Origin of the sequence: Chlorogloeopsis sp. ULAP02 (genome assembly GCF_038404745.2) — a bacterium.
In the GTDB taxonomy this organism is placed as follows: Bacteria; Cyanobacteriota; Cyanobacteriia; order Cyanobacteriales; family Nostocaceae; genus Chlorogloeopsis.
On sequence record NZ_JAYKTT020000023.1, the window covers coordinates 221192 to 234099 of the forward strand.

At 41.1% G+C, this 12908-nt stretch carries 8 protein-coding genes; 1 reads left to right on the forward strand and 7 read right to left on the reverse strand.

Translation table 11 applies throughout. The features are described 5' to 3' along the window. Window positions 1–234: 234 nt before the first annotated feature. A complete protein-coding gene (locus U2718_RS11360; protein ID WP_342003056.1) occupies window positions 235–2298 on the reverse strand; it encodes a serine/threonine-protein kinase in 2064 nt (687 codons plus the stop codon). 414 nt (window positions 2299–2712) lie between these two features. On the opposite strand from U2718_RS11360, the gene U2718_RS11365 reads away from it, so the two are divergent. Next, complete coding sequence (locus U2718_RS11365; RefSeq protein ID WP_342003055.1) at window positions 2713–4146, forward strand: peptidase; 1434 nt, start codon at window positions 2713–2715, stop codon at window positions 4144–4146. A gap of 124 nt (window positions 4147–4270) precedes the next feature. On the opposite strand, the gene U2718_RS11370 is transcribed toward U2718_RS11365, so the two are convergent. The 6 genes from U2718_RS11370 to U2718_RS11395 all read right to left on the reverse strand — a co-directional run bounded on the left by U2718_RS11370 (window position 4271) and on the right by U2718_RS11395 (window position 12820). Then, a complete protein-coding gene (locus U2718_RS11370; protein ID WP_342003054.1) occupies window positions 4271–5314 on the reverse strand; it encodes a WD40 repeat domain-containing protein in 1044 nt (347 codons plus the stop codon). 159 nt (window positions 5315–5473) lie between these two features. Next, a complete protein-coding gene (locus tag U2718_RS11375) occupies window positions 5474–7501 on the reverse strand; it encodes a serine/threonine-protein kinase (RefSeq protein ID WP_342003053.1) in 2028 nt (675 codons plus the stop codon). Between the two features lie 285 nt (window positions 7502–7786). Then, window positions 7787–8887, reverse strand: a complete 1101-nt coding sequence (locus U2718_RS11380) for a serine/threonine-protein kinase (protein ID WP_342003052.1) — start codon at window positions 8885–8887, stop codon at window positions 7787–7789. 464 nt (window positions 8888–9351) lie between these two features. Then, the gene (locus U2718_RS11385) at window positions 9352–11580 is read right to left on the reverse strand and encodes a glycoside hydrolase (protein ID WP_342003051.1); all 2229 of its coding nucleotides are present in this window, start codon (window positions 11578–11580) and stop codon (window positions 9352–9354) included. A 198-nt stretch (window positions 11581–11778) separates the two neighbouring features. Beyond that, the gene (locus U2718_RS11390; RefSeq protein WP_342003050.1) at window positions 11779–12009 is read right to left on the reverse strand and encodes a NifU family protein; all 231 of its coding nucleotides are present in this window, start codon (window positions 12007–12009) and stop codon (window positions 11779–11781) included. Between the two features lie 160 nt (window positions 12010–12169). Beyond that, window positions 12170–12820: a DUF3386 domain-containing protein gene (locus U2718_RS11395; RefSeq protein WP_342003049.1), complete on the reverse strand. Its 651-nt coding sequence runs from the start codon at window positions 12818–12820 to the stop codon at window positions 12170–12172. Between the last annotated feature and the right edge of the window lie 88 nt (window positions 12821–12908).

Genomic DNA, 12908 nt, shown 5'->3' on the forward strand with positions numbered 1-12908 from the left:
TGACACAACCTACGTTTAAGGTTCAAGCCTTCTGGGATTCAGAAGCAGAAGTTTGAGTTGCGACTATCGATGATGTTCTAGGGCTGGCAACAAAAAGCTAGTGCCGCTGGAGTGTCCATATAAGATTTACGAAAATTTTCTGGCTAAAATTGTCAAATTTTTAATTATTGTTGTTATTTTTAACTGCAAAAGCGAGTCTTTTTGAATCCAGGCAAAATTCCAGTTTCAGCGCTTTTACTGCAAAACCCGCCAAATCTTAATTAGATTGTCAGCACTACCACCACCAACAATTGTCTGTCCATCAGGACTAATTGCGACAGAATAAATATAACCAGAATCTCTTTTTAAGGTGCGAATTTCTTTTCCCGTTTTCAGATTCCACATTTTAATTGTATTGTCATTACTACCACTAATCAGGGTAGCTCCTTCTAAATATTTGCTATAACCTGAAGTTGGCACAAAGGCAAGAGAATTCACCTTATCAGTATGTGCCTTTAGGGTACGTATTGCCTCTCCAGTCACTAAATTCCATAATTTAATTGTCTTGTCTTTGCTGCCACTAGCAAGGCTAGCACCATCGGGACTAAAGGCAATGGAAATAATCCAGTCGGAATGTCCTTTTAGTGTACGAATAGTCTTTGCACTATCTAAATTCCAAAGTTTAATTGTTTTGTCCCAACTACCACTAGCTAGGGTTTTGCGATCGGAACTGAAAGTAACGGAAGCAACTCCAGCAGTATGTCCTTTAAGAGTACGAATTTCTTTTCCTGTTTCCAAGTGCCAAAGTTTAATTGTCTGATCTAAACTACCGCTAGCAAGAGTTTTGCCATCAGAACTGAAAGCGATGGAACTAACACCGCCAGTATGTCCCCTAAGAGTGCGAATTTCTTTGCCAGTTTGGAGATCCCAAAGTTTGATCGTCTTGTCTGCGCTACCGCTAGCAAGAATTTGTCCATCAGGGCTGAAGGCAACACTCCAAATCCATCCGGAATGCCCAATCAGAGTAAAAATTTTCTTTTGGGTTCCTAAATTCCAAAGTTTGATTGTTTTATCATCACTGCCACTGGCTAAGATTCCTTTTTCCACTCCTTGATTAGGAAGATTTGGCAAAATGGGGCTGAAGGCGACAGAATTGACATCACTAGCATGTCCCTTCAAGGTACTAGGTTGAGTAGAATTTCCTCCAATTGTGTCACCAGGCTGATTGGGTTGAGAAGATTGAGTAATTGCCGCCTGACGAGACTGAAAATACCAAATTCCTGCTATTCCCAACAGCATCACAGCACCATTCACCATCAGTCTATTGTTGGACTTTCTACGTGGTTGTACTGTTTGAGTTGGCGACGCACCCGACGAAAGTATAGTTGGGGGAACTGATAATGGTAATGCTTGATGTGTTAAGTCCTTAATCACTTCATCAGCAGATTGATAACGTTGGTGAATGTCTGTTTTCAGCAACTTGTCGAGAACCATACCCAACTCTACAGACAAGGAAACTTCACCTTTACCCAAATTGTTGAGATATTGCCACCAAGATGCTACCCAACTGTAACCATGTTGCATCCACAGTTTACATGGAGAAATCCCACTCAAAAGATAAAAGCAAGTTGCACCCAAGCTAAATAAATCGCTGGCTGGATAAGCTTCTCCATCTTGCATTTGTTCTATAGGAGTATAGCCGTGTGAACCAATAGTTGTTCCTATTTTTGCTTGTACTGTTGCTGTCAGCAGCTTTGATGCTCCAAAGTCAATTAGTACCAATCGCCCATCACTTTGACGGCGAAGAATATTTTGTGGCTTAATATCTCGATGAATGACTCCCTGCTCGTGAATAAATTTGAGAATAGGTAATAAATCTAATAAAAGCTCTCGAACCTCTCTTTCGCTAAACTTACCTCGTTGTTGCAATTCCTTTAGTAAATTCTGTCCATCAATGAATTGCTGGACTAAATATAAATAGTTGTCTTGCTCAAAATAAGCCAACAAATGGGGAATTTGTGGATGTTCTCCCAATTCTTGCAGTCGTTGTGCTTCTTGTTTAAAAAGCTTTACTGCCTTCTGCAACATCCCCGCTTCCTGGATTTTTGGTGCCAATTGCTTGACTACACATCTTTCGTCTAATTTGTCTATATCTTCCGCTAGATAGGTGATACTAAACCCACCTTCAACCGAAAGTCTTTCCATAACACGATAATGTCCTCTCAGTAACGGTATGAGCGGAGTTTTACAACTATGGCAGTATTTGTTATCCCCAGGATTTAAGGGATGGTGACAATCAGGATTCAGGCAGCAAATCATACCGTTGAGCCATTGGCAGCTTGAGTCTATATTAATTTATGACGTATAATTTTGCTATTAAGTTACTAATATTATATTTTCGCGTGGAGAAGCAATTTATTGGTAACTAGGCAATTTAAAATAAAAATACACATAGTTCATCAAAAACTTAGTTAAAAGTAGCACAAATTTGTTATAAGTGTTTTTTATAGACACTATTTTTACTCTTACTAAAAGGCACGGAACAATATTTTTTGGAAAACTGGTGATCGCATCAATAAACACATGACACTCTTAATACTATGTCACCAATCTTTCGCTCAAATAAATCACTTTAAATTCATTTTGTCGTAATGAACCATTAAAAACTAGGTCAAAGTAACTGTCTAAAGACATAAAAACATCTATTATTTTGCAAGCATGAGGAGTGAAGTTATGGCAAGGGAAATCAAAACAAAACTTCGGAGCAGATTTAACTTAGCTTTAATCTTTTCCATCAGTAGTAGCTTGTTGATAACAAGTTACGCTCCATCTATATATGCTTTAGAAGTTGCCAAACAATCTGGAGAATTCAAAATTGCTAAAACACCAGATGAGAGACAACCAGAAGCAGTACAACAAGGAATCGAGCAAATTCCTGTTTCACAACCGCCTGTATCTCCTCCCAAGCGTAATCAACCAATAAACTCACCTATTCCTGCAACTCAAGCGCCTCCAACAGAGTCCACATCAACATCTCAGCCTCCAAGTACTGATTCAACTCCTGCATCTTCTCCGACAACAGAATCCACGCCAACACCCCAGCCTCCAAGTACTGATTCAACTCCTGCATCTTCTCCGACAACAGAATCCACGCCAACACCCCAGCCTCCAAGTACTGGCTCTACTCCTACTCAGACTCCATCTAAACCATCCTACCGCCGTTCTACTCCCAGCAGCCCTCAACCGGCGTCACAACCATCCTACCGCCGCTCTACTCCTCGCAGCCCTCAACCAGCATCACAACCATCCTACCGCCGCTCTACTCCTCGCAGCCCTCAACCAGCATCACAACCATCCAATCGCCGTTCTATTCCTTCGCGATCGCCTGTTGTGAAACCAACCACTAAACCAAGGGTAAATAATAATCAAATTTCAGTTGGTTCACCTGTTAATCTTTCCAGTATCCCCAATGCTAAAAAAGTCGATTTTGTCAATATTGCATTGGGTGTTTTGGCTCCGGGTGATTTTAAATCCCAAGGCAGATATTTTCATTTCTATCAGTTTGAAGGTAGGGAAAACCAACTAATTCAAATCAGGCTTACAGGTAGTGCCGATCAACGTCGTTCGAGCAATTTAAGTTTAGATCCGTTTATGATGCTGCTCGATCCCAATAATAGGGTTCTGACAAAAAGAGGTAATGGGGAAACTGCTAGCAAAGGCGGAGTCAAAGATGCATTTATATTTGTACGATTGCCTGTCAAAGGAACTTATACGATCGCAGTCACTAGTCGCAATCCAGGAGAGATCGGACGCTATAGCTTGGCTTTGCGCAATGATAGAGCAAGCTATGCCATAGACGAATCTGGCAATTTAACAGCAAGTAACCTTTCTTTTAGAAAAACTGGCAGCCCTTACAGTATCTCCAAGTTTGAGGGGAAAAAAGACCAATTGGTTAGCATACGTGTAGATAGTATGTTTGAAGAGTTTCCCCCTTACATAGTTTTGCTCAACTCCAAGGGGCAAATCGTTGCAACTGACAATGACAAAGATGGACGATACACAGCATTGATCGACCGAGCTAAATTACCGGAAAATGATACTTATTATGTCGTGGTTCTTTCTGCGACTCCACGCGAGAAAGGTGCTTACCGATTGACTGTGTTTTAAGGATAGTTGTTAGTGGATAGTGGATAGTGGTTAATAACTACCTACTATACGGGCGGGTTTAGAAGATAAATTGTCGGTAGTAACCGTTCATATCATCAACAAAACCCGCCCCTACTACTAACCATTACTGTGACACCCGCCAAATCTTGATAGTCTGATCAAAACTACCACTTGCTAGAGTTTTGCCATCTGGACTATAGGCAATAGACCAAATTTTGTTGTTATGCCCTTTGAGGGTTTGAATTTCTATTCCTGTTGCTACATTCCATATTTTGATAGTTTTGTCCCAACTAGCACTAGCAAGGGTTCTTCCATTCGGGCTAAAAGTAATAGATTCTACTTTATTTTCATGCCCTGTGAGAGTGTGGATTTCCTTTGCTGTTGCCAAATCCCAGATTTTGATAGTCTTATCCCAACTACCACTTGCTATAGTCTTGCCATCTGGACTAAAGGCGAGGGAATGAATTGCTTCACTATGCCCTCTTAAACCGCGAGTTTGTTTGCCCGTGCGCAGATCCCACAATTTAATGCTGTTGTCAAAATAATTGCTGCTGGCAAGTGTTGTGCCATCTGGACTAATAGCGATCGCATCTACTACATCACAATCCCCGCTAAAAGTGCGCACTTCCTTCCCGGTTGCTACATCCCAGAGTTTCAGACTCTGATCCCAACTGCCACTAGCTACAGTACCACTAATTGGACTAAAGGCGACGGACTGAACTGAGGCTTGATGTCCGCTTAGGGTGCGTGTTAGTTTTCCCGTTGTTAAGTTCCACAGTTTGATAGTGTTGTCTGCACTGGCAGAAGCGAGTGTTTTACCATCCGGACTAATGGCGATAGAATTGATCCATTTTTGATGCCCCCTCAACGTGTACCGTTCTTCTCCCGTTGCTAAATTCCACAGCTTGATAGTGTTGTCTGTACTCGCAGAGGCAAGTGTCTTCCCGTCTGGATGAATCGCCACAGCCGAAATCGGTTTGGCATGTCCTTTAAAGGTAGAAGCAACGTTAAAATTTACTAATGCTGATTTAATCGGCGGATTTTTTTTAGATGATGCACTAGTGGTAGCAGGGGAAGATTGCCAGAACCAAACTGCCCCACATCCCAACAGCGCGATCGCTGCCACGGTTAATACTTTATTTTTTGAATAATTCATACTTAAAGGCATAGCAGATTCCCCAGTTGCACCACTCTACAAATTGTTTAATGGACAAACTTGAGAGTCTATTTATTGTAATATTTGGAATAACTTTATTTACACAGCGTCATCATATTTTTTCGGAACTAATAGTAAATTTTTAACATTATTTTGTAGAATAATGAACTCTTAATCAGACATCCGCCAAACTTTAATAGTGTGTTCAAAATCAGTGCTGACAAGGGTTTTACCGTCTTGACTGAAGGTGAGAGATTGAATTTTGCCATCATGTTCCTCAAGAGTCTGAATTTCCTCGCCTGTATCCAAGTTCCACAATTTGATTGTCTGATCAAGACTACCACTAGCAAGGGTATGACCGTCTGAGGTAATGGCGATCGCATTCACCTGATCGCTGTGTTCACGCAAAGTGCGGATTTGTTGTCCTGTATCCAGATTCCAAAGTTTAATTGTCTTGTCTTCACTACCACTAACTAAAGTGTTACCATCGGGGGTGATCGCGATCGATGTTACAGTCTGGGAATGACCTGTAAAGGTGCGAATTGTCTCTTTATTTGCCAAATTCCACAGCTTAATTGTCTTGTCACGGCTGCCACTGGCAAGGGTTTGTCCATCGGGGCTAAAAGCAACAGAACTAACCCCAGAAGAATGACTCCTCAAAGTACGAATTTGTTGTCCGGTAGCCAGATCCCACAATTTAATTGTATTGCCATCACCACCAATGGCTAGAGTTTTGCCATCAGGACTAATGGCAAAAGCACGTACTGATTTAAAATGCTCGTCTAAAGTGCGGATTTCTTGCCCTCTTGCGAGATTCCACAGTTTAACAGTTTTGTCTTCACTACCACTGACAAGGGTTTGTCCATCCGGAGCCATAGCAATGATATTAACTCGACCAGTGTGTCCTTTGAGGGTATAAATTTCCTGGCCTGTTGCTAAACTCCACATTTTAATAGTACTACCACTATTACTGACGATAGTTTTGCCATTTGGATCAAGCGCAACAGATAAAACTGAGCGATCGGGTGATTTAAAGGTATTGGCTAAATAAAAATTTCTGAAACCAACTTCAGTTTGAGGGATAATCTTGTTACTATCGGCATTCTGATTCAATTTTCCGAAGCGAGAAGATATAGACAGTTCTAATCTGCCTGATTGTCGATAAAAAAATTGCCCTAACACTAGTAACAGAACCACAGAACCGAATAAGAAGAAATTCCTCAGTAATGTATATTTTCTTGATAGTAATGTTGGCTGTGTCTGTGGTAAATTTCCCGAAGATTTAGTGTCTTTTACAAGCGATGTTTGCTTAGGAAATAAATCTTTTAAAACTTGATCTGCTGATTGATAGCGCTGTTTTACATCTTTTTCTAACAGCTTATCAATTACCTCAGTTAATTCATCACTAATTGGGTTTTTCAAAAAGTCCTGCCAATCCTGAGTCCAAGCATAGCCATTTTCCGTCCATAATTTGAAAGGAGAAACTCCGGTGAGGAGATGAAAACAGGTAGCTCCCAAACTAAACAAATCGCTGGCTGGATAAGCCTTACCATCTCTAATTTGTTCAATTGCCGAATAACCATGAGAGCCAATAGAAGTACCCATTGGAAGCTGGACTTTGGCTGTTAATTGCTTAGAAGAGCCAAAGTCAATTAGACATAAACGTCCATCACTTTTACGGCGGATAATATTTTGGGGCTTGATGTCTCGGTGAATTACTCCTCGTTCATGAATAAACTTGAGTACAGGCAATAAATCTAACAAGATTTCTCGAACCTCTTTAGCACTATACCCTCTTTTTTGTTGCAGTTCTTTGAGCAAATTTTGCCCATCAATAAACTGCTGTACCAAATACAAATAATTATTTTCTTCAAAGTACGCTAACAAAGTTGGGATCTGTGAATGTTCTCCGAGTTGTTGTAGTCGTTGTGCTTCTTTCTGAAACAGATCCATAGCTTTAGAAAGCGCCCAACTATCTTGAAATTTGGGTGCTAACTGTTTGATAACACAGCGTTCGTTGAGTTTATCTAAATCCTCTGCTAAATATGTTCTACCAAAACCACCCTCATCTGAGAGTACGCGGGTGACATGAAAGCGATTTCGCAACAGCGCCACCAGTGGGGTGTTGCAAGTTTGACAGAAATCCATCCCATCAGGATTGAGGGGATATGGGCAATCAGGATTTAGGCAGCAGATCATTATCTAGAGAGGCAATACTGCGTGGCAAGCTATACTAAATTAGCCCAGAAAAACTTCTTATTATAATTAACAATTTTCTGTATTGTACTAAATAGCAATAAAATATTTTGTTAGTTTTATGACAGGTATAGTGTCACTTGGAAAACTGCAAAATTGAGATAATTAGCGATAAATACTAGGCTAAAAAGTATTAATAAAAACGCATTTTTCTCTATCACTTATAGCCAAAACAAAGCAAAATACGTCCTGATATATATTTCTAGTTTCTTAATTTTTGATAAATTGTTAATGTGATACATCAGATGTATAGAGCTTCTGGCATTTGTGAGAATTTTTTGCCTTTCGCTTTGTTTGCCATTGCCGGATTGTTTTAGCAGTTCTAGCTAGAGGCGATAAATACTGATCAGAAGATTCTTTCTCAATAGGTTCATTACTGCCACTGCCAAGCCTTTGAGTACTTAAACAGTTATATAATGTAGGCAAATACGATTCCATGCCCAAAGCCCAAACTACATCATCAACCGATTTAAAACGCTCCTCTGTGGAGTTTTTAAGCATTTTAGATAACACTTGGGCAAAATGCTGACTGAGATTTAGTTGTTCTTGCCAATTAATTTCACCAGTAATTGGATCGCGATTAAATTCTAGAGGTGATTTTCCTGTGAGCAAATACAGACAAGTCATGCCTACAGCGTATATATCACTGGCATAAACTGGACGCAGGGAAAGTTGTTCTGGTGGTGCAAATCCCATAGTTCCAATAAAATTGGTGTTGTCGTTTTGGTGGATGGAAGTTTCAGCAGTGCTGCGTAATTCTTCTTTAACTGCACCAAAATCAATTAGCACTAACCGCCGATCATCCTGACAATGCAGTAAGTTATGAGGTTTAATATCCCGATGAATAACCCCATGTTTGTGAACGTATTGTAAAACTGGTAGTAATTCTTGCAAAAGCTGTCTCACCGCAGCTTCGCTTTTGCAACCGTTGCGCTTCACTTGTTGTGCTAAATTAGAACCCTTTATATATTCTTGAATTAAGTAAAATTCCCCCTGACTTTCAAAATAATCTAACAGCATGGGAATCTGAGAATGACAACCGAGCCGAGCCAAGGTTTTTGCTTCTTTTTTAAAGCGAATGCAAGCACGTTCCCAGCTTTGAGGATTAGTTGTTTTTAGACAAAGTTGTTTAATTACGCATACAGGATTACCTGGTAATACTGTATCTTTTGCTAAAAACGTGACACCAAACCCACCTCTACCCAAAATTCTTAGAATCTCGTAGCGATCGCGAAATAGTCTTTGCGTACCACACAGCCGCCAAAGCTGCGATTGCTTGAAAATATCTGCGTGAAAACTCTGTATTTTTTGATCAGAAAAGCAGTTCATCGCGAAATTGGGCTTAGTTGAGGTGAAACAGCAGCTTTATCATGTCTTTAATGTAACTACAAATATTTTTTTTTGCCAGTAGTAAGCTATATCTTTGCAAACTTCTGACCTTTTATAGCCTCTAATTCAAACTTTTCAAAAAGTAAGGCATATTTTCCGGAGATAACGTTTCCGGGTAATTACGCAAATAAATTTGTTACTTTTTAATATTCTTTTTGGAAGAATACTAAATTTCTGTCAGGTGGGCATTAATCCCCCAAATCTCAATTGTTTACCACACGAGCTTTAAGGACAATACCCGCCCTGCTGGCTGATTTGTAGTCTCATCGTTTGCAAAGTAATGTAAATGTGGGAAAACTCTGCGTACCTCAGCGTTTCCTCCGCGCTCCTCCGCGTTTAATAACGTTACAATTCTACGCAAAGCTTTACCAAGCAATAACCGCCCAACACTCGACAAATCTTCATCAAGGAACCTCAATCGGAATTAAAGCATTCTCTGGTAAGCAGTTGCGAAAACACCCTTCATCTGCGAGCACTACGATTAGGCGCAGGGCGTAGTCGGGTGGAACCTGCATATCTGCCCACGGTACTGCAATTTCTAAACAACGATCAAAGGCGACTTGGGCGCGACTAGTTCGGGGATGCCACTGATAATGCTCTCCAGCCTCGCGGAACTGAATTGATTGGGTGAGCAAGTTAATCTCTAAATGGTGGTGGAACGAGTAATTAACTGGTTCTACATCTGGCACATCAGCTAAAGGCATCGGGCTGTTATGCATTGTTCTGCCAGGATAGAACCACAGCAAGTTTAATTCTGCTGGCAAATCTCGCCCTGGTTGAACGCCTGTTTTAAAGTCTACTCGCAAATAGAAATTCAGGTGATCTACTCCATACCACAAGCGTTGGATGACGCTGCTGTTGTGCATCGTTCCTCGTGCGCCACCTACCTCTATGCGCCCGGCTTTATCCCAGTCTTGTTCATCTCCTTTACCATCTATGCTTGGATGAATAAAGCTTTCTGGGCGGTGGCTTCCCCGTGCTTCGTGAACTTCTAAAGGTAGCCGCAGATACGGGGGTATTGGTTCATTGAGGGCTTTATAAATCCCACACAAGTGTTCTCGAAATAATTGATCAAAAATGGCATCTTGATTGGAGGAGTGTCCTTCACCAAACCACCAGAACCAATCAGAACCTTCTGCTGCATATAAAGCTTCCCAAGCTGCTGGGTTGTTTTCTTCTGTGGCTTCGGGATGACTTGCCAATACTGCCCTTGCTTGTGTTAAGTAGTCCCAAGCACGATTTTTGACGGGATCGCCGATCCAGGTGGTGAAACTGCCATCCACCCATGAACCACTGTGTAGTTGGGCTTGGGGAATAGTTGCTGTAGGAGGAAATTGTTCGATAAACTCGGAAACGGTAACTAGTTTCAAATGGGGTTCTCGTTCTAGGGTTGCATACAGAGCTTCTAAGAATGGTTTTCCATCTTGCTGATAAAATTCCCAGCAATTTTCTCCATCTAGGGCGATGGTAACTAACCAAGGCTGTTCGCTAGAACGCTCTCTTTGCATTTTGGCGATCGCCTGCAAGTGTCCCACTAAATCTGCTGCTGCTTGCTTTGGTGGCATAGAACCATAGGTAAAGCCAATCAAGTCAGACAATCTATGATCGCGAAACACAATCGCCAAGTCTCCGGCTGGAGTATCTAGGCGGTAAGGACGGTACATTAACTCTGGTTGTTGAACGTTGCCGACTGCATCACGGTGGAAAAAGTGTCTCAACGTCCAACCTAGTACAGCTTCATCTGAGCAAATCCACTTAAAACCTTGTTTTATTATATATGGCAATATTTCTGGGCTGACCGACTGTTCCGAAGGCCACAAACCGCGCGGTTCTTGTTCAAATCTATCTAGATATAAATTCCAAGCTTTTCGTAAATGCCGGGGAATATCTTCTGTCCACTGAAACCTATACTCTGGTAAAGTCATATTTGGCACGGCTACTCGACCAGAGTTAGTATCGGCAAGTAGAGGCAAAATTGGGTGGGTGTAGGGTGAAGTTATAACTTCCAATTGCCCCGTTTGTTGCATTTTGCGGTGTTGGGGGATAATGCGACTAATAATTTCTCGCTGTTTGGAATAAATACGTTGGCGATCGCTTAAACTAAAATTCCGTCCCTGCTTTAACCAAGCGTCAATTTCTGGATCATTCCAAAATACTGGGTCAATCCAAGCCAAATTATGCCAAGCTAGTAGATCGCTATAATCATGTTCTTGCCAATTTTCTAAGCACCAAGTTTGTCCTTGCTCCTGCCTTTGATAGTAAAGCTCGCGGTAGCGGGGATGAGGATCGATTAAAGTATGGTGATTAGCATCAAAAAAGTGTTGAACAATAAACTCTCGCTGCTGTTGAGTTAATTGTTGACACGGCGTTAAACTAACTTCTAAATATGGATCAAAGGCTGTACCAGCTATGTAATCTTCTAATTGCAAAATTAATGATGGTACCAAATTCACTGTTTGATGCAATTTAGGATACCGCTCTAAAATTAGTATTAGATCTAAATAATCTTTAGTACCGTGTAAACGTACCCAAGGCAGACGATACTGCTGAGACAAAGCTGAAGTGCCACTACGGGATTTGTATAGCGGTTGATGTTGATGCCAAATAAAAGCAACGTAGAGGGGATGGGACATAAGCATGAAGGGGCTAGGGGCTAGGCTAGGGGCTAGAGGCTAGAGGCTAGAGGCTAGAGACTAGGGATGAAAAATGAGACAAGGGACACGCAGAAGTACAGGCATTTGCAGAGGTTTCCTAACGCACTGGCTCCTCTCCTGCTTTAGTCCCTAGTCCCTAACCCTAATACCTAATCCCTAGTCCCTAGTCTCTAGTCCCTAAATTACTTGCTCAACTTCTGCAATTTCAGGAATCATGTCCTTCAGACGGCGTTCAATACCCATTCTTAGTGTCATAGTGGAACTTGGGCAAGAACCGCAAGCACCTTGTAAGCGTAGTTTAACAATAGGGCCATCAAGTTCTACTAGTTCCACGTTGCCACCATCAGACATGAGGTACGGACGCATTTCATCTAGGACAGATTCTACATTTTCAGCTGTCAGTTCCATAGCTTCAGACCTCTTTAGAGTCGAAAATTTTTATTTTCAATATTTGTTGTTAACTACATCCTAGACCTATTTACTGCTAGATCGTACTTTGTCTAGTAGTCCTTTGTCATTTATTCTGGCTATGGATACATGACAAATGGCAAATGCTAATAGTTAAGGACTATACAGCAGCAGGTTTAATTAATTTGATATTGGAATAACTGAATTCTGTCGTAGTGCTATCTCTAGCTTGGCAATCTTGCACTATCTGTTTAGCCAGAATGTAGTACTCTCCTATTTTTTCAAAAGTGTCTTCAAATTTTAGAATACTTTTGACTTCGTTAGTTTCACGATTGCGAAAAATAGCGTCGTAGCAAGTAGCAACGTAACCAGAACCTGTATCTAAACTTGCATGGGTATCAATTTCAAAAGCCATGCGACCCATTACTTGACGCACCTGGCAAAATTCTTTACCTCTAATTTTATAATAGGACTCCGTAGATTCATCTTTAACCAAGATGTTTACTGCGCCTGTATCGTCTATTTCTCCTTGAATAAATTCGTAGTTGCCATAGGATTCTTCAAAAGAAGTGGGCTGACGATGGGTGATTATATCCTGTAGTTGAGTATAAATACCTTGTTCAACTTCTTCGTTGTTAACTTCCGTTACTTTTATACTTTTGTCGCGGTTAATGCAAATTTTTCCTGTGTAAACTTTCCCTCCCTGAACCACTTGCACATCTGCGCTGTAGCCAGGGAAGTTAGCATCCCAAGTGTAACGGCTTGCATAAGCGGTTTGAAATAACTCGCGGGCAGTTTTTAGAGGTGCCATACAACCACGTTGATTTCTACCTTTCTCAGTTTAATCTACTCAAGGAGTAAATCCGTTTAGTTGCTGTTTTGAACAAAGTCAAAAGATC